The sequence below is a fragment of the Affinundibacterium macrobrachii genome (genome assembly GCF_014652415.1).
Classification (GTDB): domain Bacteria; phylum Pseudomonadota; class Gammaproteobacteria; order Burkholderiales; family Burkholderiaceae_D; genus Undibacterium; species Undibacterium macrobrachii.
The window spans coordinates 725,156-747,911 of the sequence record NZ_BMYT01000002.1; the positions used below are offsets into that span (position 1 = coordinate 725,156).

A 22,756-nucleotide genomic window follows, 5' to 3' on the forward strand; every position below is an offset into this window, starting at 1 on the left:
ATGAACTATCGTTTGTTTTTTACTGGGACAGGAATATCGCTGACAGGAATTTCGCGCACTAACTCCAAAATATCCCATTCGTTTTTCTGATCTTTTTTGATCTTGAAGTGATACATGGTTTGCAGTGCTTGATGATCCTCTTTGCGGAAATTCATCTTGCCTTTTGGCGTATCAAATTCCATGCCTTCCATTGCCGTGATCAATTTTTCTGTATTAGTCGATTTGGCTTTGTTCAAAGCGGTGTACACCGCACTAGCAGCAGCAAAACCGCCTGCGGTAAAGAAATCTGGTGGTGCCTTAAAACGTTTGGTATGTTCTGCGACAAGCCAATCATTCATTTTGTTTTTCGGGAAATCATAGTAGTAGTAAATCGTTCCTTGTGTCCCCGCGTATGATTTCCATAACTTCATCACCGGTAAAATATTGCCTCCGGGTGCGAGATTGATACCAAAGCGCTCTGGTTTGAGATCTGCTAACTTATTCATTGGACTTGGTCCCGCCCAAACGATTTGCAATATGCGTGGCTCTGGTTTGTTTTTTAATGCGTCGAAAATTCTTTGCGCAGGTGCGGTGAAGTCTGTGGTGTTTTGTGCAGAAAATTCTTCATGCACGACTTTAGCTTTTGATCCTGCCATCGTCAGTGCTTCTTTCGCCGCTTTGATCGCATCACGTCCAAACGCATTATCCTGACTTAAAAACGCAATGCTGCCACCAGCTTTAATGGTGCTCGCCGCCGCCAAAGCATCTTGCATAGAATTGCGACTGGTGCGGAAAATATAACGATTCCATTTGTCACCTGTAATCGCATCAGCAACCGCAGGTTCAACGATTAAGATTTTTTTGTATTCTTCTGCGACTGGCAACATCGCTAATGCCGAGCCAGAAGAAGTGGTGCCGACTGCGATATCTACTTTGTCATCGCCATAAGCTTCAGCCAACAATGCACGTCCCATATCCGGTTTGCTTTGATCGTCTTTGATGATGACTTTGATTTTCTTGCCGTTGACTTCCATCTTGCCAGCGGTCAGATATTCTAGTCCCATCATGAAACCGGTTTCGGTTTCTTTTGCATACGGTTCCAATGCGCCTGTCTTGCCAGCGATCAGTGCAATTTTAATCTCTTGTGCAATTGCTGCGCCGCTAGCGCTAAGCAAGCTCAAGCCTAAGCCAAGGCTGATTACAACTTGCTTGAGTTCGAATTTGAATGGATTGCCTTTTTTGTGCGAGGTAGACATACGTGCTCCTTTGGTATTTTCTATCGTGATATTTTTATTCAACTTGCTGTAAAAATTTTTGTAAAGCCTGTAACGCTTCAATTTCGGTCAGCATCGGTGCATGGCCGATTTGTGGCACTTCAACATATTGCAGTTGCGGGCAAACCTGCTTCATATAGTTTGCTTGTTCGACTTCGAGTAAATCCGAGATCGCGCCGCGCACTAACAAGCATGGACGATTTTTGCTTAGTCGTTTAAATGCCCAACGTGCTAACCAAGAAGTCGCTTTTAATTCGCCCGTTTTGAGTGGGGTCGCAATCAAAGGATCATACTGCAATTCCAATTCACCCTGCGCATTCTCGGCAAACGCACGATGCGCCCATTTATCCCATTCTTGATCTGTATTGTTAGGGAAGGCAGATTGGTTAATTCGCTGAATATAATGACGCGCTTGTTCCCAAGTGGTGCAATGCATACCGTCACCTGCATAGCCAGCGATTCTGTCTAAGCCTTTTTGTGACAACATCGGACCCACATCGTTCAATACCGCTGCGGCAATTAAGCTGGATTTGCGAATTGCCAGTGTCATGGTAATTAAGCCACCCATCGAGGTGCCGATAAAAACCGCACGTTGGATACCAAGTTGCTCGGCTAGGCTAACGACATCATTGGCATAGACCCAAGGGTGATAGTGCGCTGCTTTGTGTGCATGTTGCGAACGTCCTCGGCCGCGCACATCCACCGCGAGCACACGTCGTCCTTGCTGTGCTAATAGTGGTGCTAATTCATTAAAATCAGCTGAATTGCGCGTCAAGCCATGAATACAAATAATCGGGAGCTTAGCGGTGGCTGCAGCGGCGTTTGCAACAGTGTGTGCAGCATAATCACGCGCATACAAACGTAAGCCATCTTTGCTAGTGAAATAAACGTCTTTGTAATCGCTCACGATGATCAAGCCCTGATTGAATGTGCAAATAGGAATAGGGAGCTGCGAAGCAGCGAATGAAATTCGTAAAAAAAACGACCAGCAGGTCAGCTCATTAGCGCAATCGCTAAATAACGCAAGCGTTGAGCTGGTCGCAAATTTTCTAAAACGTGAATGAGATTGCAGTGGCTGCATACCAGAGCCACTGCGATATCTCCATTTTAGAAACGATAGTCCAAAGTTAATGTGTAAGTGCGTGGGTTGCCGTAGAACGCTGTGGTACTACCTTCACCCAAGGTTGGGAACAAGTAGCCAGCAACTTTGTAACGCACGTCGCTCAAGTTTTTGCCGTGCAAACCAACACGTACGCGGTTATCAGAGCGGCTCCAAACCAAACTTGCATCCCATAATTTGTAGCTATCTTGATCGAGGATCGGTGTTGGAGTTTCGAACTGATAGGTTTTGCCGCGGAACGCCACACTACTACTCAAGCTGAGTTTGCCGGAATTGCCTAACAAAGCCATATCCCAATCATAGTTGGCACGGACACTCGCAGTTTGTTTTGGCGTGTTTTGGAATACGCGTAAATTAGCAACATCGATATTGCCTGCGCCGATGTACTTGGTGTAGCGCGCATCGATGTAACTGAACATGCCAGACATGCTAAACGCATCAGTTAAACGTGCCGTTGCTTCCAGTTCGATACCATCAATTTTGGCTTTACCGGCATTAGTGGTCACCCCTGCGAAGCTATCGTCTTTGCCGTCACCATTGGTATCAATTGCGACTGAACCCGGGATTTGTACGTCTTTGTAATCACTGTGGAAAACCGCGACGTTAGTCAATACCGTGTTTTTTGCAAAGGCGGATTTCAAACCGATTTCGAAAGTGCTGATTTGTTCCGGCAAGAAGCCTTGTTTCGCTTTGTCTAAACTCAGTTTGGAGCCAACCAAATTCATCCGTGGATCAAAGCCACCACCTTTAAAACCTTCAGTCCATGATGCATATACGTTTTGGTCTGCGCTAGCTTTCCAACCGAGCGAAATACGTGGCGTGAATTTCTTGTCTTCACGATGCAAATCAGATTTCGTTAAATTGGTATCAGTTCTGAACAAGATTGCCGCAGGGTTACCCATTGCTGGTGAACCTGCTGTACCTAAATAGATTTGACGCAAGATACTGGCTTCGCGTTTATCGACGGTATACCGACCACCGAGAGACAAGCTCAGATCTTTAGTCAAATCAAAGCTTGCATCAGCAAATGCTGCCCATGCTTTGGTATCGATATCACCTTCTGTGAAAGTGGATGTGCCGAGCAAGCGCACGTCGAATTTATTGTATGCATTGGCATCGATGTAGTAGACCCCAGCGACGCCTTGGAATGCTTTGCCAGTGTAAGTCAACTGAAACTCTTGGCTGAACTGCTTGTTTTTGTATAGTGCTGGCACGTCAAAATCAACCGTGCCTAAAGAGTCGAAATCAATCGGGGCATACGATTTGTCATGGCGTGAAGAAGTCACCGATTTCAACATCAAATCGGATTCAAGTTGATATTCGACCAAAGCCGATACACCACTTTGTGTCACTTGTTGTTTGTGGCCTAATGCGGTATTTAAGTTAGCGCGTGAGTCATACACATTGCTCAAGATCGGGGCACCGCTAATTTTGCCAACGGTCAGGCGATGACCGTGTTTAGGGTTGGAGTCGTCTTGACTGGTATCTGCGGAAACACGAATGAACAAAGAACTGTTTGGCAAAAACTCGGCACTTAAACGCGCCGCTGTTACATCTTTATTGTAGTTGTCTTCACCCGTTGTAAAGTTGGTGCCGAAACCATTACGCTTAAATTTTGCCAGTGTGCCACCAACGCGCACAGTCTCGGATAGTGGTGTGCTCGCAGTTAACACACCATCCATTTGACCATAGCTACCGATTGAGGTTTTGAGGCGAACATCCGTGTTTGGTCCCATCTTGCGCGTGACATATTTAACCGCGCCACCAATCGTATTACGACCGTATAAAGTTCCTTGTGGCCCACGCAGCACTTCAATGCGTTCCACATCATAAATATCGGCAACTGCACCTTGTGGGCGTGCCAGATAAATATCGTCGAGATAAATACCAACGCCGGATTCAAAGCCAGCCAAAGGATCTTGTTGTCCAACACCACGAATGAAAGAGGTGAGTGTTGAGTTGGTACCGCGCGACGCACTCATGGTTGTATTTGGCAGTGTTAAAACCAAGCCAGTGATATCTGCAACGCCGCTCTTAGATAATTGTTCAGCGCTATAGGCTGTCACTGAGACCGGAACATCTTGTAAGGTTTCTTCGCGGCGACGAGCACTCACCACGACTTTGGAAATTTGTGAGTCATCGTTGGCTTTTGCAGTGGCGTCGCTAGACTGTGCTTGCGCAAAGCCAATGCCACTACCATAAATTGCGAAGATCGCAGCAGCAGAGCGGCTGAGTAGAACGAGATTACGCTTAGATTGTTTTGAGGAAGTCATGATAAGTCTCCAGAGTTTTTATGGTTTCGAGTCCACCGTTTATGCCATTGGAGTGCAATGAGCGGCCTGTCGAAGCGGTATTACCGTTTTTTTGATTTCAGGTGGTATGCGATTGCATTAACACGGATTGGAGTTTGTATGAATTCAAAGCGCTTAGAAACCCGTCCAATTGCCAACCGACTGTGCATAAATGCACATCAATAAATTATTGACAATTAAAACGCGTCTTGCCGCAAGAAAACGTCATATTTGATCGAATTTGCACGAAATAAGCACCAAAATTGTGCAGTGCACGCACGTGGTAAGTGCGCAACAAACTAATCAATGCGCTATGACGGCGCATTTTTCTCTTGATAAAAGAGTATTTTCAACCGAAAAGAAGCTAATTGCTAAACTTATGTGCTTTGATGCACAATCGCATGACAGTGTTCCGCTTTGCGTGATTGATGTCGCGAAATCAGGCAATCTGGAGCACACGAAGCAGCTTGTGAAATGCTTGAAATTGTGATGTTTTGCTGCGACTACCGAAAAATAAGTTAACAAATTACGCCACAGATCATCAACGAAAAAACGGAATGCTATGACTACTTTGCCCGAATGGACCGATCTACGTTTTTTTCTTGAATTAGCGCGCTCTGGCACGCTGTCTGGCACCTCGCGACGCTTATCGGTTGAACACACGACAGTCGCCCGACGTATTGATCGATTGGAAGAACAGCTAGGCGCAACTTTGTTTGATCGTAGCCGCGAAGGTTATCAATTGACAGAAATGGGGCTCGCTTTGTTGCCGCACGCCGAAGCGATGGAAAGCGCGGTCACTGCAGCACAAGATGAATTAAGTGGTGCACAAATTTCTGTGCGAGGAATTGTACGTTTGGGCGTGCCCGAGATTTTAGGCTCGCGCGTGATCGCACCAGCGTTGGTCGATTTATTGCAAGCGCATCCTGATTTAAGTGTGGACTTATTATTGCTACCGCGTTTTGCCAACTTAGCCAATCGCGAAGCCGATCTCGGTGTGATGTTAGATCCGCCTAGCACGGGCCGTTATATGGTGACGCGCTTAGCTAGTTTTCGCATGTACATTTATGGCGCGCCATCGTACTTAGCCAAGCATCCACCAATCAAGGAGCATGCAGATTTAATCAAACATGATTTCGTCGATTATGTGCAAGATCGCTTGGCCAGTAGTGGCTTGAATTACATGGGCGAATTGGGTTTTACGCCACATCGTCGTATGTGCTGCACCAGTCTCGCAGCCCAATGCGAAGCCGCCGCGCTTGGTTTAGGTTTGATTGTGGCGCCTCCGTATGCGGTGCCCGATGATGGTCGTTTGGTGCGTGTTTTAGAAAAGAATTTTTATGCAGAGCGTTCGTTTTGCTTAGTTGCCCCAACCGATTTATATCGTCTACAAAGGGTACGTGTGGTCTGGAATTTATTGCGTGATGTGGCGGAGAAAAACCCCGCTTTATTTATCGTTCCAGAATAAGTTAGTTTTGCCGAACGACGCTGACCTTAGCTGAGTAAAGTTTGTTGCGGCATCGCTAACACTTTGCCCGCTATTCCTCTTACAATGCGCTCTCCCCAAACGGAGTTTGCTGCATCGTGTTTTCATTTTCTTTATCCACTGCTTGTCTGCGATTGTTCCAAGTGATGCGTTGGTGCCGTTCTCATCCCTGGCGCGCGAGTTTTGCGCTTGTCTTGTCGACCTTACTGCTGTTGGATCAAATTTTCCCGCCGCCGATTCCGCGTGAGGAACCCGGCATGGTTGTGGTGGCGCGTGATGGTAGCCCTTTACGCGCTTGGCCCGATGCCGATGGCGTGTGGCGCTTTCCTGTTACGCCCGACAAGGTGTCAGCCAAATATCTGGATGCCTTATTGACCTATGAAGATCGCTGGTTTTATTGGCATCCGGGAGTAAATCCCTTAGCGCTGACGCGTGCTGCTTGGCAATGGCTAAGACACGGTGAAATTGTGTCAGGTGGATCTACCTTAAGTATGCAAGTAGCGCGTGCCTTGGAGCCGGTGCCACGTAGCTTATCTGGCAAACTCAAACAGATTGCACGTGCTTTGCAATTAGAAATGCGCTTGTCTAAACGCGAAATTCTCACGCTGTATTTGAATCATGCCCCAATGGGGGGGATTGTCGAAGGCGTGGAGATGGCGAGTCGCAGTTATTTGGGTAAGAGCGCGCATCAACTCTCTGCAGCAGAAGCTGCTTTGCTAGTCGTGTTACCGCAAGCACCATCGCGTTTGCGGCCTGATCGTCATCCAGCACGAGCGCAGTTATATCGCGACAAAGTATTAAAGCGGATGGCGCAATTGCGGCATTGGACACAAGCTGAAGTCGATGACGCTTTGATCGAAAAAGTGGGAGCGAATCCGCCGCGTTTAGCATGGTTAGCGCCATTGGCGGCAGAACGATTACGGCAATCAGTAACGCGTCAGAAATTAAAAAACACTACTACAAGTGGTGCTCAGACTATCGTGCAATCGACTTTGGATAGGGAAGTCCAAACCTTGCTAGAACGTATGCTGGCAGACAAAGTGAATCAACTACCGCGCTTTGTGTCGATGGCTGCTATGGTGATGGATAGTAAAACGATGGAAGTGTTAGGCTACGCTGGTTCCGCTGATTTCGCTGATGAGCGTCGGTTTAATCATGTGGATATGGTGCGAGGAATTCGATCACCTGGCTCTACCTTAAAACCATTTCTATATGCAATGGCCTTAGATGATGGTTTGGTTCATTCCGAGAGTTTATTGGCTGACACGCCGCAATCCTTTAGTGGCTATGATCCGGGCAATTTTCAAGCTAGTTTTTCTGGCCCCGTGAGTGTGTCAGAAGCCTTGCAAAAATCCTTGAATGTGCCTGCAGTGGATTTGCTTGATCGAATAGGCGCGAGTCGCTTTACTGCGCGATTGTCGAGTGCTGGGTTACGTTTGCGTTTGCCGAATGATGCCTCGCCCAATCTGAGTGTCATCTTAGGTGGCGCTGGCACCAGCTTAGAAGAATTGGTAGGCGCATATCGTTCATTGGCGATGGCGGGTATGGCAGGCGCACCGCGTATTACCCCCGATGCGCCTGTACGCGAGGCTCGTATGATGAGCGCGGGTGCGGCATTTATTATTCGCAATATTCTAGAAACCGGTGGACATCCAGACCAACCCTTTGTCGAGGATGGCCCAAGCAGCCCACGTTTGGCGTGGAAAACCGGTACTAGCTATGGTTTCCGTGATGCGTGGGCAGTTGGTGTTAGTGGCTCTTACACCTTAGGTGTGTGGGTTGGTCGCCCCGATGGTACGCCCAATCCCGGATTCTTTGGCGCGAATATCGCTGCGCCCTTACTACAACAGATTGCGCTTGCTTTGCCACGCAGTCACGATTATTTGCGCACACAACCCGTCGAGGTCGGCAGTGCTCAGATTTGCTGGCCCTTAGGAACCGCAATTGATAAAACAGCGCCAGAACATTGTCATGTGAAACGTAGTGCTTGGATTTTAAAAAATACGATTCCGCCGACTTTGCCAGATCGCTTGCGTGCACGCGGATTACTTGAAACGATTTGGATTGATCCCAAGACGCAATTACGCACCTTGCCAGCTTGCGATGCGCAAGCACGCCAAAAAGAGGTGGCGCGTTGGCCTGCTTTGTTAGAAGCGTGGCTGACGCCACAGCGACAACAAGAATTGGGTGTCTCCGCTTGGTCTGCAGATTGCCTACAAGCTGGTGTAGCCGGTGGTATCAAATTAATGGGACTCAATAGTGGTAGCCGCTTGCGTGCGACACCAGGAAAATCTAGCGTATTAGTTACGCTAGACGCGGTTGGTGGAAGTGGTCGACACTATTGGTTATTAGACGGCCAACAAACTGAAAACGCGAACGGGAAAAAACGTCAAAGTTTTACGATAGATAGCCCTGGCGCGCATCACATCACGGTGATTGATTCACTTGGCCATGTTGATAGCGTACGATTTACGCTCGACAAAAAATAAGTTGTGGCGCATTCATTAAGCTAAGACTAAGCAAAAATTCAGCAAAGATTCAGCAAGGTCGTGGAATTGCTAAGCGACTTTGCGAATGCTCGTTCCCAATTTCTCCGAGAGTACGACGAGGTAATGGGTTTGTGTTTTTAACGAGAAACCTGCCGAGTAGGGATTCATAAAGCCATGCTTACTACCGATGGCGATTTCGGCATGATAGCCATGTTCGCGTAATTGCTTGACTAGCTGAGCAGGTTTAAAGGCGTTTTCATGTTCCGCAAAAACAAAGTGCACATTGGCATTCGTTTGAATGTCTAAATGATCACGAATTCTCGAACCATAAAATAAAGTAACGCTCTCTAACTGTTTTGCCTGCGCTGCTTCCGCCAGCCACCAAGCACTAGCACCCGCGCTAAAGGCGATCACATGTTGTATCCCCGTTCGTCCAATTAATGCCTGTTTCAGTTTATTCGCATAGGCTTGCACACCGCCTTGGGCTAAAAATGCTTGATAAGCGCGTTGTTCATTATCGACGCAAAAACCATCCTCAAATGGTGAAACGATCAGGCAAGGTAATCCGAGATGGCGCTGTAAGCTAGCGATGGCGGGGGTGTTACCGAAAATGTCAGTAACAATTAAAACAGAAGCGGTCATGGTGTTGAAGCAAGGTTGAAGCTGCGCATACGCTATCAATCTGATAAGCGAAGCGAAAAAAGAGCGCGAAGCTTATCGGGTTGGCGTCATGAATGCAAGTTGAATCGTCGAAACAGCGATGCCGCTGGCTTAATTGGGTGTTGATTCGGCGTGAAATCCGTTTGATTAACGCGCTTGGTATCGTGCGGGGCAGCTTATTAGCGATCTTGTTACTGCCGTTCATCCATCAAAAATTGGATTTCGTCACAAGTCCATCACCGAGCTTGATAGTTTGCGTTGTAATACCGACTTTGACAGTGTAAATATTGACGATTAGAAATTGGCAAAGTTTTCAATATTCCATATCCAATACTCAATAGATAGGTGAAGGTAGGCAAATGATGAAAGTGGACTTTTATATTGCAGCGCTATGTTTGATCAGTTTGGTACCGGTAACGGCATTAGCACAGACAACTGCGCCAAAGTCAGGCGTGAATGGACTAGCAAATGGCTCAGCAAATGGAATAAGCGCAAGCGAAAGCCTGAACTTGATACAGCGACATGCGCAAGCACAAGCCAATTTCGATCAAAAAACTTTAGAGGCGATCACGCATACCCAATATCTTGAAGTATCGCCAGCGGGTGAAGTGGACGAACGTGCCAAGATGTTGAGCTTTTACGCGTTAGAAAATAAAAAGCAAGTGCCTCTAGTTGAAGTATTAGAACCAATCGCACGCGAGATTGGTGACAGCAAATTAATGATCGTGAAATTGCGCTACAAGATGCAGGCGGGAGAACAAGTCAGACAATTCTCTATCCGTGCAAGCTACATGCTGTGTAAAGAGAAGTCGGAATGGAAAGTTTGTTCGGCGCAGTATACGGGGATTCGATAGGGTGTCTTTAATCGGATATGGTGAGTGCACCGTGGCGAACGCAGCATTAAAATAAGGCGCAAGTGGCTGCGCCTTAACAAATTGAATACACGCTTCAATTCAATGCGATGTGCCTCGATTATTTTGTGCCTTAAGCCCGTCTGGATCGCTTTTAAACCATAGCCATTGCGTATCAATAGCGCCCGCATTGAGTAGAAATTGATTGACGACAAATTTAAGCCACATGGACAAAAGAATAGCGACAGAGAAGATTGCTGTACCGCCTAAAACATAAGTCAAGCTCACCCACATTGAAGTGCTAGGCGCAAGATCCTTAGCTGCCAAGACGACTACGATGCCAATAGTAAAATTGGCGAGAATTAGTTTTGATATAAAAACTGAGCGTCTTTTCATGTTTTGTTTTCCTTTGTTAAGTGAAGCATTTTTTCGTGAGGTAATGAAGGGACGTCCAGACTTCAACCCTAGCTCATAGCACTATCTAATTTTACAAATAGAAAAGATACTCGAGAATTAAAATAAAAACAATTTGTTTCTTTCCGTTCGTAAGCCTCAAGGATGCCGTTGATCAAAATTAAAATTACTCGATTAGATGAGCTTCATCTCTGAGGAGATCACTAGTTCTAGTCTTGCTAATTTCAAATCTGAAGATGAAAAAGCGGCTCGGTAATTGATACGCCATCTTATCTATACGTTTGAATTCGAGACCAAGAAAACAACTATAATCGCGACTCTCGTTTCAGCGCGTAGTAGTTTTTACTAAAAATCATCCGGGTAGTTATGTATTTTCAATTTTCTCGTTTCATTTCCAAGATCTCCGCTTCGAGTTTGATTCTACGTTTGAGCTTAGGTCTAAGCTCAGTTCTAATTTTAAGCGCATGCAATCGTCCGTCGGAAGTGGTTGATCCAGCAAATTCTGTCGCTGCTATGCAGAGTACTGATTTGATTGTTGGCACCGGTGTTGCTGCTGAGTCGGGTAAGCAGGTGACCGTGCATTACACTGGTTGGTTGTATGACGCAAAGGCGCCGGGGCAACGTGGTCAGCAGTTTGATAGCTCAGTCACACGCGGTACGCCTTTTAGTTTTCAACTTGGTGATGGTCAAGTTATTAAAGGTTGGGATCAGGGCGTGCTCGGAATGAAAGTGGGAGGGCATCGCAATTTGATTATCCCTTCTGATCTTGCGTATGGTCCGCGTGGTCGTGGTCCGATTCCTCCTGCTGCGACTTTGGTGTTCGACATTCAATTGATCGCAGTGAACTAGGCGCGGTATTTTGTATCCAAGCAGTGTTTGAGATTGCATCGTGCGGTGCAGATGAATCGTGGCAATTGATGAGGATTTACGCAATATTGAATGTAGCTTATATAGAAAGTTTCATATGTCAAAAATGAATAAGATAGCCATCGCCTTGGCGCTGAGTTTTAGCGCACCCGCAATTTTTGCTGCTGAAGTGGGAATTGCATCGTTTAATTTGGCGTGGATGGGAAGCAAAGACGACTTCAAAAAACATCTCGAAGTTTGTTCTGCGCCGCAAGTGAATTGGTGTGAAACCCGCGCCAGAACCATGCGCGATGCGCAGGCACCAACAGCAGAAGAGATTGAGCGCGCCAAGCAATGTCAGGCGAATTTTGAAACGGCTGCTGGCGGTGCTGAAAAGAGTATGCTGGTTGCACCGTGTAACGCTTATCGTCTCAACAGTAATAATTGGCAAAACGCGCATGAGTGGTATGCGCAAAAAGTGAATGGCTTGGCTGCGACTATCGATAAATTGGTGGTGGACGAGAAGATCTCGATTTTTGCATTTCAAGAAGTCAGCAATCGCGCTGCTATCCAAGATATTTTAGGCAAGCATGCGGCTGATTTTGACTCATGTGTAGCGGAACACAACGCATTTCAAACGGTCGGTTTTGCTTGGAAAAAATCCTTAAGCAAAAAGCCTGTCGTTTGCAAAAACGAAGATGCCTTGGCTATCAAAGAAAAAGCCGATGATGCAAAAGGGATTCGACGTTTGCGCCCTGGTGTGGAATTGAATTTAACGATTGCAGGAAAACCACTGAGTCTTTTAAACGTGCATTTGAAATCCTCATGCGCAAATTTAGTAAAAACGGATCGATATCCCGCACGCGAATTAACCGATAACGATGCCGCCTGCAAAGTATTAAATCGCCAAATCGCACCACTAGAAAACTGGATAGAAACGGTTGCGGCAAAGACGCCGATGTTTATCGTGTTAGGCGACTTTAACCGTCGTATTGACGAAGAAGCCGCAGCGAATATTCCTGCCAAAGACGTGCGTCTTGATGGTTCTGATCCTGCTAGTCCAAATCGTACAGGCGCAACCGGAGAAGTGACATCACGCGTGATGTGGCAAGAGATTTCGGACGGTGCGCCGAGCTTAGTACAAATCCCGTTGGCAGAAGGATCTGCTTGCAAAGGATTTGTCGGCTTAGATCATATTTTGTTTAGTCCGGCATTACATGCCAAGCAAACGCTGGGATTCAATTCTATTAAATTACCAGTGGTGCAAGAAGCAGGGCAGAAGATCATTTCCAGCGATCATTGCCCGCGCATCGTGAAGATGAAAATCTAAGTAGATTGATTGGGGGGCGATTAGTTTTTTCTTAGCTTAGAAAAACTGATCGGCTCCCATGGTCGCATCGCCATCAATACACCAATGCCGTGTCGTTTCTTCAAAGGCGATTGCAAGCTCTCGGCATGTAATTCCGCAAATTTGCGTTTTAGATGACGTAATTCGGTTTGAAATTTACTCGCCGCTGCCTCCGTCAACATGCCATGTGTGAAGGTGAAGTTTTCCATCTCATGATGAAAGCGTGAGTTGAGAAAATCTGGCATGCCTTGTTGCCGGAAATAATCACGAATCGGACCACCCGGTATCCAATCAAAATCGCGGCTGATATTTAAGCGAATCCGATTGCCAGGCAGCAAACTAATCAATTTCAATTGATCGAGTTTGAGTAGATGCCGCAGACATTCGGTTTCTGATAAGCGGTAGGTGGCGAGAATATCCGCCATACTCCAATGATTGACAGCGCACACAGCGACCATCAGCAATACGCTATCAGACACGAGTTCAGTTTCTTGGGCTGTGCTTAAGGTGCTTAATTTCTCGTGACTGAGACTTGCCTCCTGGGTTAGCTCAGCCAAACTAAATCCCAAAAAGTGACTGATTTCGACAATCCTATCGAGTGTGATTGGCGCCTCACTACTCTCACTAAACATGCGCTTGATACTTGCTTCAGATAATTGTAAGGCTTCGGCAACATCACGGTAGGTTTTGGCCTGTTGCTTCAATTGATACTTAATCGTGTTGAGTAATTGTTTAATTTCAGTCATAGCGTGTTGAGACGGAGTCGTAGTCGAGATAGCGTTTGTGTTTTTTCGATTAGATACTGAAGAAAGCTGGCAATCAAATCTCTAAAAAATGGCTATATTTATTCCTGCATTCCTTATTGCTGCAATTACCCTGTGATGGAATGTGCCGAATTTGAATGAGGCTTACTTTACCATGATGTATCTCGCTTGAATATGTTGAATCACGATCCGCTCAGGGTAGCGTGATTTGCGACGAATCTTTTGTGATTACTACACTTTGTCATTGATGTTTTGAATTTCGATCAGTTCTTGCGATGCTGCGCATCTCTATTCCTTCTAAACATTTCTGAGTACAGGTGCGCGATGAATAAGCAGTGGCGAATATTACCAACGATTTTAGTGACGATATGCGTGTTGGCTATGCTGATGCATGGTGTGATTTTGCAATACGAGGATTACCATCAATTTGCTGACACGCGGCGGTATTTTGCGATTCCAAATACGATGGATGTGCTGAGTAATATGGCATTTGGATTGACGGGACTAGTGGGATTACTTGCTACCTACGTACTCTTTCGAAAATCAAATCGGCAGGTGCAACATGTAAGTCAAACTTCGGCAAATTCAAAGACGCATACTCATCGTTGGCAAGTGAAGGACTTCGCCTATCTGATATTTTTATTGTCAATTCTGATGACTTGCTTTGGCTCTGCTTATTATCATTGGGCTCCCGATGATGGTCGTCTATTTTGGGATCGTCTACCGATTGCATTGGCTTGCGCCAGTTTGATGGCAGCGGTGCGGATAGAGGTGCTGCAGACACTAGAGACGCAAAAAAATCGCCCGCCGATTTTTGCGATTGCTCATGTATTCATTATGCTGTTGTTTGCTATGTTCTCTGTGTTGTGGTGGCAGTACACTGGCGATTTACGACCGTATCTGGGATTGCAGCTTTTGGCAATTTTGTTGATTCCTGTGTGGCAGCATCTTTATCCAACGGCTCGTAGAACGCGATGGGTTTTTTTGTGCGCTGTGTGTTTATATGTGTGCGCAAAAGCGACTGAAATCTTTGATGCCGAGATTTTGTATCTTACTGGGTTTATTAGCGGTCATACGATAAAGCATTTGCTAGCAAGTGCGGCTGCTGGATTAATTTGTTGGAATTGGCTGCGTGCGAAATTTTAAGCCTCGCTAGCAGGTGTCGTAATCCGAGGATGGTCGTATTGCGCGATGAGGTAGCAAAAAATGCTACTTGTCGTAGCGATATATCGTACTTTTTAGATAGCTAAATTGAATCTGCAACTTGCTGAGGGCTTCGTGTTCAAATGGCGCATCTCTGGCCTTTTGAATTGGTTCTATGTCCCATTATCGAGTCCTGCCACCTGTGTTAGATGCATCACGAGAAGCAAGTGCAAAATATTCTGCAATGTATAGTTTAAGTACGCAAGAGGAACTTCGGCAACAAGTGCTGCGTGCAGCAAAGGTGCAGGCAGAAATTCAAGGAAGTGCATCGACTAAATTGCCGATACGATCTCGCATTAAGTCGCTGCAATCTTATTTCCTACCATCCTTGCTGGTTGCTGCAACGCTTGTTACCTTGAGTATTTACTTGTTTGTTTAGATCACAGACGTTTTAGTGCGACGTCCGGTTGGTTAAGGACACGCCGGCTATCGTTAATACACCGCCTACAATCATCGAAATCAGAATTGATTCATTCAATAACAGGGCGCTCAAACTGACGCCAAATACTGGCACCAGATTATTAAAAACCGCAGTGCGTGCTGGACCGATTGTTTTCACACCTTCGTAATACCAAACAAAGCCAATCACGGTACCAAAAATACCGAGAAATACGATGGCGCTGAGTACTTGCCAAGTTAATTTGGTGGTATCTAACATCGGTAATTGATTCACCGCACCCATGCTCAACAAAAGTAAGCCCCACAAAGAGGCGTAAGTAGTCGCTGCGATTGGCGATAGCCCTTTGAGTGCATGTTTTCCTAGTATGGTGTAAGCGGTCCACGAACCCACTGCGGCTAACATAAACAGTTCGCCGCTGCCCATAGAATGAGAAATATCATGGGCGACGCTCATTAGATCACCGCGTGTAATGACAACCGCCGCACCGACAAAAGCAATGGCGATTCCTAGCCACTTTGTGAAGCCCAAACGCTCCCGAAACAAGATAGCCATCGCCAGTGCAGTCACGATGGGACTCAGTGACACAAACAAAGCACTACGTCCTGCGGGCATGCGCTCTAAAGCCGCTAGAAAGCAAATGTTGTAGAGGAATATTCCGGTGGCACCGAGCCCAAAGGTAGCATGTTTTTGTTGTCTGCTTAATTTAGGCAAGCCACCTTCAACTCGCCAAGCCAACAATAGTAAAAATATGCAAGCCACTAAAAAACGACCAGCCGCCGCAATCATGTGTGGGATTTCAGTAGAGACTATGCGACCTGCGATAAAAGTGCCACCCCAAAATAAGGCGACACAGATCAGTTTCAGATAAACCGAGAAGGGGACGGTGTTCATGTGAAATGCTTGATTAAATATTGGCAGACCGAATAAAGCGATACACTTCATCGCTATCAAGCTGGCGAGTCAATTTGCCTTCCAACCACAAATAATGGCAATGCGCTAAAGCTTCGCCAAGAGCAAAGGTCAGTTGATGTGCATCTAGTGTTCGTTTAAACATGATGGGCACAATGTCGTGGGCTGATAGCGGAGTCACACAGGCATCTAATACTTCTTGCAAGCGCTCCGCATGATGATCGCGTAATTGCTGGATACGTGTATGAATCCCGGTGAATGGTTTGCCATGCGAAGGCAATACCAACACATCATCCGGTAAATCCGCGTATTTCGTTAAGGAGTCGAGGTACAGCTTAACTGGATTGGCCTCTGGCTCAGCGGCAAATACCGAGACATTGGTAGAAATACGCGGTAGCACCATATCGCCAGAAATTAGGCAATTTAGATCTGCGCAATACAACGAAACATGCTCAGGTGAATGACCAAAACCTGTGATTATGCGCCAAGCATGCTCGCCTATCATTAATTCTTGTTCATCTTGTAGACGGTGATACGACGTTGGCACGGTCGGCACTAAGCGCGTGTAATAGGTTTTGCGTTCTTGAATTTTTTCCTGCATCTCTGCAGTGACCAAACCGTGTTTGCGGAAATGTGGAAACATCGCTGAGCCGTCCACGCCAGGCAGACCTGCCGACATCATGCGCGCAAATGCGTATTCTCCTGTGCTCATATAGAGCGGCGCATTCCATAAAGTGCACAACCAATCAGCACTGCCAACATGATCGGGATGGCAGTGGGTGGCGATCACGCGCACAACGGGCAAGCCTTTGAGATGGGACGCAAACAAAATTTCCCAAGCATCGCGGGTCGCGTCACTATTGATACCGCAATCGACTATCGTCCAACCACGAATTTTGCCTTGGTCGGTTTGATAGTCATCTTCGATCAACCACAGATTGATGTGATTCAGGGCGAACGGCAATCCCATTCTTATCCACAAAATTCCCGGGGCAATTTCTATGGTTTGTCCCGCTTCCGGGAACTTGTCATTCATTGGGTAATGCAGTTCTTGTTCTAAATGGTTCATAGTTTTGTGTGTGTGATGCAACAGCTGTTCGTTGCGGGGTTGAAGCTCAATTCGTTAAATTGACGTTTACGTTAACTGCGTTTCAGGTAAGATTCTAAATTCAAAACACAATTGATGTTGGGCTTATCTTGCTTTTTGCCAGCATTCACCGAGATTTTTTGGGTGTTTTTAAGATAATTTTATTGTTTGGCTTTACAAAAAATATTCAGCAATGGCAACTTATACAATTACCGAATTAGCAAAAGAGTTTGATATTACGCCACGCGCAATTCGCTTTTATGAAGATCAGGGCTTGATTAGTCCAAGCCGCGAAGGCCCTAGTGGACGCAATCGTGTGTACTCGGCACGTGAGCGCACACACCTCAAATTAACATTGCGTGGCAAGCGTTTGGGATTAAGCCTGTCGGAAATCAAGCATCTGGTGACGATGTATGACTCGCCCAAAGATACCGAAGTTCAGTTAAAGAGTTTCTTAGAAGTTTTGGCCAAACATCGTGCTTCTTTGGAGCAACAACGTGAAGACATCGAAGTAATGCTAGGGGAAATCACCGCGCACGAAGAAGAAAGCCAGCGTTTATTAGAAATTGTTAATAAAGCAAAAATCAATTCCTGAATATTCGTGAGCATTCGTGAATATCTGCAAAAACAAGGGCTAAATACTTCTAATTGACGTTTACGTTAACGTCAATTAGAAGTATCATTTTTGACTGACGCAAAATGAACTTTTAATTTGTTTTGCCAAATTTTTCGACATTCAGGCGGGCATATAATCTCAAGCTTAGCTTCTACGGACTGTTAGTAGAGTGAGCGAGTTACCGCAGCTTGAAGTCATATCATTACTACCTAGATTGGGGACACTATGTTGCACTTACCAGGTTTAACGTTTGATCATGGCGAAGACATTGCTGCTTTGCGCGAAGCAGTTCAACAATTTGCAGCGGCTGAAATTGCACCGCTCGCAGCAGAAATGGATAAAACAGATCAATTCCCTATGCACCTGTGGAAGAAAATGGGTGAAATGGGTTTGCTCGGTATGACAGTTTCCGAGGAATACGGCGGCGCAAATATGGGTTACCTCGCGCATATTATCGCCATGGAAGAAATTTCGCGCGCTTCTGCTTCTGTTGGTTTGTCCTACGGTGCGCACTCGAATTTGTGTGTGAACCAAATCAATCGTAACGGCAATGCCGAACAAAAAGCGAAGTACTTGCCGAAGTTGATCTCGGGTGAACACGTTGGCGCTTTGGCGATGTCCGAGCCAAACGCGGGTTCCGATGTTGTTAGTATGAAGTTGCGCGCTGATCTGAAAGGCGATCGTTACGTCTTGAACGGTAACAAAATGTGGATCACCAATGGTCCTGATGCAGACACTTTAGTGGTGTATGCGAAGACAGATCTGGAAGCCGGCCCACGTGGCATGACAGCCTTCATCATCGAAAAAGGTTACAAAGGTTTTAGCATTGCACAAAAACTCGATAAGCTCGGTATGCGTGGTTCACACACTGGCGAGTTGGTTTTCCAAGATTGCGAAGTGCCAGTGGAAAACGTACTCGGTGGCGTTGGCAAAGGCGTCAACGTTTTGATGTCCGGCTTGGACTTCGAACGTGCAGTTTTGTCTGGCGGCCCATTGGGCATTATGCAAGCGTGTATGGATGTGGTGGTTCCTTATATCCACGAACGCAAACAATTTGGTCAAGCGATTGGTGAATTCCAACTGATGCAAGGCAAAATCGCTGATATGTACTCCACCATGATGGCATGTAAGGCATACGTTTACGCAGTCGGTGAAGCTTGCGTACGTGCGAAAACACCAGAAGCTACACGTGCTTTGCGCAAAGATGCAGCTGGCGCGATTTTGTATTCCGCTGAAAAAGCCACATGGATGGCAGGCGAAGCGATCCAAACTTTGGGTGGTAATGGTTATATCAACGAATACCCAGTGGGTCGCTTGTGGCGTGATGCGAAGTTGTATGAGATTGGTGCGGGTACGAGCGAAATCCGCCGTATGTTAATAGGACGGGAGCTGTTCGCCGAAACTCTGTGATGACGCATTGATAAATCCGATTCTGGGGCGCATTTCGGCGTTGCCGATCCTCGCAATATTGACATATTGCTGCGGGCGGCGCCTTGAACTGCCTCCCCATAATCGAATTTCTCAACGGTCATTGGTTCGTAGTACGCAATTCTGAAAATCGTTGAACTCGGGTCCTTGCGAGTTTGTGTTGAGAGGTTTTGAAACGGTTGACGCTGATGCCCCAAATCGCCTTTCCTAAATTGTTGTCTTCGCAAATTGCATTCGACATTGCAAGGACCATACTCGACGGTTTTGATAAGCATTACCGTTTGTTCCGCGCGACGACGCAGTTGGCGAAGCAGCGATTTGAACGTGGTGATTGGAAAGCCGCACAAGAAGATGCGCGTGAGCGTATTGCTTACTACGATAAGCGCGCCAAAGAATGTGTACAGATTCTGGAAGATGAGTACGACAGTGACGATTTAACCGATGAAGTGTGGCGCGAAGTAAAACTGCATTACATGGGTTTGTTGATCGATCATTTGCGACCTGAGTTAGCTGAAACTTTCTTCAATACTGTTTGTACCAAGCTTCTCCATCGCACTTACTTTCATAACGACTTCATTTTCGTTCGACCAGCGACAGCAACTGACTATATCGAGCGCGAAGATACGCCCGCGACCTATCGTGTCTATTACCCAGCAGCTGATGGCCTGAGTTTTAGCTTAAAGCGTATCGTCACTAACTTCCAATTGCAAACACCATTCGCGCATCTCGATGCTGATTTGGCGAAAGTAGAAGCGCGTTTGCTCGAGCAATTTGGTGAAATGCGTTTCGAACCGAATCACCAGTTTCAAGTTTTAGCGAGTCTGTTCTTCCGCAACAAAGCCGCCTACATCATCGGCAAAAGTATCAACGGCAATCAAGAAATGCCGTTTGTGATTCCCATTATTCACAATAAAAATAGGGAGTTGATCCTCGACACGATCTTGTTCGAAAACATACATATAACCGTCTTGTTTTCGTTCACGCGCGCTTACTTCATGGTCGATATGGATGTGCCGTCGGCCTACGTACAATTCATTCGCAGCATTTTGCCGCGCAAACCGCGCAGTGAAATTTATACGATGTTGGGTTTGCAAAAGCATGGCAAGAATTTGTTTTACCGTGACTTCCTGCATCACCTCAAGTATTCCTCAGACATGATAGAAGCCGCGCCCGGTATTCGCGGTTTGGTGATGTTGGTATTTGCTTTGCCATCTTTTCCCTACGTTTTCAAACTCATCAAAGATAGCTTCCCACCGCCAAAAGAAACAACCAAAGCGCTGATTAAAGAAAAGTATCAACTGGTTAAGAACCATGATCGCGTCGGGCGTTTGGCAGATACCTTAGAGTATTCCGATGTGGCATTTCCGCGCGCACGTTTTTCCGAAGACCTATTGGCAGAAATTCGTCGCTATGCGCCTTCGATTTTAGAAGTGAGTGATGATGAAGTGATCATCAAACATTTGTACATCGAACGCCGCATGACACCTCTGAATATTTGGCTGACAGAGGCTGAGCAAAAAGGCGATGACGCAGCGATGGAACATGCAATTGTCGAGTACGGCAACGCGATCAAAGAATTAGTCGGGGCAAATATTTTCCCTGGCGATATGTTGTACAAGAATTTCGGTGTGACGCGCCATAAGCGGGTGGTGTTCTATGACTACGATGAGATTGAAACCATCGTTGACTGCAATTTCAGGAACATTCCACAGCCACGCAATGAAGAAGATGAAATGTCGGCAGAGCCTTGGTATCCCATTGCGAAGAATGATGTGTTCCCAGAACAGTTCGGCACCTTCTTGCTGGGTAATGCCAAGGTTAAACAGTATTTTATGAAGCACCACGCCGACTTGCTAACTGCACAGTATTGGCAAGAGCGTAAAGACAGAATTGTGAAGGGTAAGGTGGATGATGTTTTTCCATACCCTCAATCCATTCGATTTAGGGGCGGCTGACGCAATCGCGCCCCAGCGTTGTTGTGTCGCCTTGCCGTGCATGCTCACTGTCTTCGACGACACGCCTAGCTGGGATGCGATTGCGTCAGCCTCTTGAAGCAGAAAATTTAGTAGGAAGTTGTTTGAGTATTAAGTCCCCGCCCCTTCAAGGGGCGGGTTAGGGTGGGGATGGGTTTCGTTTGTGTAACGGATATCGACAATTCGTCGATGGAAACCCATCCCCATCCCGACCTTCCCCTTGAATGGGAAGGAGAAGTGTAAAAGTTCTTATCAATAATTTTGGAGAAAACCATGAATGATCCTATCGTAATCGTCGGCGCCGCTCGTACACCTATGGGTGCGTTTCAAAGTGATTTCGCTTCTTTGACAGCGAGCCAACTCGGTGCTGTGGCGATTAAGGCGGCAGTTGAACGTGCTGGTGTTAAACCAGAATTGATCGAAGAAGTCTTGTTCGGTAACTGCTTGATGGCAGGTCAAGGCCAAGCTCCAGCGCGCCAAGCTTTGTTGGCAGCGGGTTTGCCGTTTTCCACTGGTGCAGTCACTTTGTCTAAGATGTGTGGCTCAGCGATGAAAGCGACGATGATGGCTTACGATGCCCTGCTCGCTGGTAGTAACGAGGTGCTCGTATCTGGCGGTATGGAATCCATGACCAATGCGCCGTACATCATTCCTAAAGCACGTGGCGGCTATCGTATCGGTCACGGCACGATTATGGATCACATGATGCTCGACGGTTTGGAAGACGCGTATGACAAAGGTCGTAGCATGGGCACATTCGCGGAAGATTGTTCTTCCAAATATGGCTTCACACGTGAAGCGCAAGATGCGTTTGCTATCGCTTCTGTGACACGTGCACAAGCAGCTGCTTCCAGCGGTGCTTTTGCTTGGGAAATCACACCAGTGACAGTCTCTGGTCGTGGCGGCGATGTGGTCATCGATAAAGACGAAGGCCCATTGAAAGCCAAGCTCGACAAGATTCCAAACTTGAAGCCAGCCTTCAAAAAAGACGGCACCATCACAGCAGCATCTTCGTCTTCCATCAACGATGGAGCAGCAGCCTTAGTCTTGATGCGCGAATCCAAAGCGAAAGAATTGGGCTTAACGGCTATCGCTAAAATCTTGGGTCACGCAACGCATGCACAAGAACCAGGCTGGTTCACGACTGCGCCTGTTGGCTCGATTGAAAAGCTCTACAAAAAAGTAGGTTGGACGACAGCGGATGTCGATCTGTTTGAAGTTAACGAAGCGTTTGCCGCAGTGCCTATGGCGGCGATGCATGATCTCGGTATTCCACATGACAAGATGAACGTGCACGGTGGCGCTTGTGCACTCGGTCATCCAATCGGCGCATCGGGTGCTCGTATCATCGTAACTTTGATCGGTGCCTTGAAAGCACGCGGCGGTAAGCGCGGTGTGGCGTCTTTGTGTATCGGTGGCGGTGAAGCGACAGCGATGGCGATTGAGTTGGTGTAATTGAGAAAGTCCCCTCTCCCGCAAGCGGGAGAGGGCTAGGGTGAGGGCGGTTCAGAAGCGGTAATGCCAAGTAGCCCGTCATTCCTGCGTAGGCAGGAATCCAGTGGCGTTGCTTGAGTAAGGAAAGACGCTGGGCTCCTGCCTTCGCAGGAGCGACAAAGAA

Annotated in this window: 20 protein-coding genes; 12 read left to right on the forward strand and 8 right to left on the reverse strand. The window is 46.7% G+C overall.

Translation table 11 applies throughout. The annotated features are described in order from the left end of the window. Positions 1-5 precede the first annotated feature (5 nt). The 3 genes from IE103_RS08795 to IE103_RS08805 all read right to left on the reverse strand — a co-directional run bounded on the left by IE103_RS08795 (position 6) and on the right by IE103_RS08805 (position 4,646). Positions 6-1,235, reverse strand: coding sequence for a substrate-binding domain-containing protein (locus tag IE103_RS08795; protein ID WP_189345726.1), 1,230 nt, complete (start codon positions 1,233-1,235; stop codon positions 6-8). Positions 1,236-1,269: 34 nt separating this feature from the next. Next, the gene (locus tag IE103_RS08800; protein WP_189345727.1) at positions 1,270-2,160 is read right to left on the reverse strand and encodes an alpha/beta fold hydrolase; all 891 of its coding nucleotides are present in this window, start codon (positions 2,158-2,160) and stop codon (positions 1,270-1,272) included. Positions 2,161-2,360: 200 nt separating this feature from the next. Next, positions 2,361-4,646 (reverse strand): TonB-dependent receptor, encoded by a 2,286-nt coding sequence (locus tag IE103_RS08805; RefSeq protein WP_189345728.1) that lies wholly within the window; start codon positions 4,644-4,646, stop codon positions 2,361-2,363. Between the two features lie 580 nt (positions 4,647-5,226). On the opposite strand from IE103_RS08805, the gene IE103_RS08810 reads away from it, so the two are divergent. After that, on the forward strand, positions 5,227-6,132 hold the full coding sequence (locus IE103_RS08810; RefSeq protein ID WP_189345729.1) for a LysR family transcriptional regulator: 906 nt from the start codon (positions 5,227-5,229) through the stop codon (positions 6,130-6,132). Positions 6,133-6,296: 164 nt separating this feature from the next. After that, entirely contained in the window at positions 6,297-8,639 is a 2,343-nt protein-coding gene (gene pbpC / locus IE103_RS08815) for a penicillin-binding protein 1C (protein WP_189345804.1), read from the forward strand. 69 nt (positions 8,640-8,708) lie between these two features. On the opposite strand, the gene IE103_RS08820 is transcribed toward pbpC, so the two are convergent. Further along, a complete protein-coding gene (locus tag IE103_RS08820; protein WP_189345730.1) occupies positions 8,709-9,281 on the reverse strand; it encodes a dienelactone hydrolase family protein in 573 nt (190 codons plus the stop codon). Positions 9,282-9,373: 92 nt separating this feature from the next. Between IE103_RS08820 and IE103_RS08825 the strand changes: the two genes are divergently transcribed. Beyond that, positions 9,374-9,583, forward strand: coding sequence for a hypothetical protein (locus IE103_RS08825; protein WP_189345731.1), 210 nt, complete (start codon positions 9,374-9,376; stop codon positions 9,581-9,583). 75 nt (positions 9,584-9,658) lie between these two features. Next, a complete protein-coding gene (locus IE103_RS08830) occupies positions 9,659-10,153 on the forward strand; it encodes a nuclear transport factor 2 family protein (RefSeq protein ID WP_189345732.1) in 495 nt (164 codons plus the stop codon). Between the two features lie 99 nt (positions 10,154-10,252). On the opposite strand, the gene IE103_RS08835 is transcribed toward IE103_RS08830, so the two are convergent. Continuing rightward, positions 10,253-10,546, reverse strand: coding sequence for a hypothetical protein (locus IE103_RS08835; protein WP_189345733.1), 294 nt, complete (start codon positions 10,544-10,546; stop codon positions 10,253-10,255). A gap of 384 nt (positions 10,547-10,930) precedes the next feature. Here IE103_RS08835 and IE103_RS08840 point away from each other — a divergent pair, with 384 nt between their 5' ends. After that, positions 10,931-11,413, forward strand: coding sequence for an FKBP-type peptidyl-prolyl cis-trans isomerase (locus tag IE103_RS08840; protein WP_189345734.1), 483 nt, complete (start codon positions 10,931-10,933; stop codon positions 11,411-11,413). A 115-nt stretch (positions 11,414-11,528) separates the two neighbouring features. Next, positions 11,529-12,740, forward strand: a complete 1,212-nt coding sequence (locus tag IE103_RS08845) for an exonuclease/endonuclease/phosphatase family protein (RefSeq protein ID WP_189345735.1) — start codon at positions 11,529-11,531, stop codon at positions 12,738-12,740. 20 nt (positions 12,741-12,760) lie between these two features. Here IE103_RS08845 and IE103_RS08850 read toward each other — a convergent pair whose 3' ends face one another. Beyond that, on the reverse strand, positions 12,761-13,504 hold the full coding sequence (locus tag IE103_RS08850) for a helix-turn-helix domain-containing protein (protein WP_189345736.1): 744 nt from the start codon (positions 13,502-13,504) through the stop codon (positions 12,761-12,763). A gap of 342 nt (positions 13,505-13,846) precedes the next feature. Here IE103_RS08850 and IE103_RS08855 point away from each other — a divergent pair, with 342 nt between their 5' ends. Further along, complete coding sequence (locus IE103_RS08855) at positions 13,847-14,668, forward strand: hypothetical protein (protein WP_189345737.1); 822 nt, start codon at positions 13,847-13,849, stop codon at positions 14,666-14,668. Between the two features lie 172 nt (positions 14,669-14,840). Continuing rightward, positions 14,841-15,104, forward strand: a complete 264-nt coding sequence (locus IE103_RS08860; RefSeq protein WP_189345738.1) for a hypothetical protein — start codon at positions 14,841-14,843, stop codon at positions 15,102-15,104. 12 nt (positions 15,105-15,116) lie between these two features. Here the strand turns inward: IE103_RS08860 and IE103_RS08865 are convergent, their stop codons facing one another. Together IE103_RS08865 and IE103_RS08870 are read right to left on the reverse strand one after the other, a co-directional pair. Next, the gene (locus IE103_RS08865) at positions 15,117-16,016 is read right to left on the reverse strand and encodes a DMT family transporter (protein ID WP_189345739.1); all 900 of its coding nucleotides are present in this window, start codon (positions 16,014-16,016) and stop codon (positions 15,117-15,119) included. A gap of 13 nt (positions 16,017-16,029) precedes the next feature. Continuing rightward, a complete protein-coding gene (locus tag IE103_RS08870) occupies positions 16,030-17,103 on the reverse strand; it encodes an MBL fold metallo-hydrolase (RefSeq protein WP_189345740.1) in 1,074 nt (357 codons plus the stop codon). A 211-nt stretch (positions 17,104-17,314) separates the two neighbouring features. Here IE103_RS08870 and IE103_RS08875 point away from each other — a divergent pair, with 211 nt between their 5' ends. The 4 genes from IE103_RS08875 (at position 17,315) to IE103_RS08890 (ending at position 22,593) form a co-directional block, all read left to right on the forward strand. Continuing rightward, positions 17,315-17,716 carry a MerR family transcriptional regulator gene (locus IE103_RS08875; protein WP_189345741.1) on the forward strand — a complete coding sequence of 134 codons (402 nt, stop codon included), beginning with the start codon at positions 17,315-17,317 and terminating at the stop codon, positions 17,714-17,716. Between the two features lie 246 nt (positions 17,717-17,962). Next, positions 17,963-19,147: an isovaleryl-CoA dehydrogenase gene (locus IE103_RS08880; RefSeq protein WP_189345742.1), complete on the forward strand. Its 1,185-nt coding sequence runs from the start codon at positions 17,963-17,965 to the stop codon at positions 19,145-19,147. A gap of 206 nt (positions 19,148-19,353) precedes the next feature. Next, positions 19,354-21,120, forward strand: a complete 1,767-nt coding sequence (gene aceK, locus IE103_RS08885) for a bifunctional isocitrate dehydrogenase kinase/phosphatase (RefSeq protein WP_189345743.1) — start codon at positions 19,354-19,356, stop codon at positions 21,118-21,120. A 291-nt stretch (positions 21,121-21,411) separates the two neighbouring features. Further along, the gene (locus tag IE103_RS08890) at positions 21,412-22,593 is read left to right on the forward strand and encodes an acetyl-CoA C-acetyltransferase (protein WP_189345744.1); all 1,182 of its coding nucleotides are present in this window, start codon (positions 21,412-21,414) and stop codon (positions 22,591-22,593) included. Positions 22,594-22,756 lie beyond the last annotated feature (163 nt).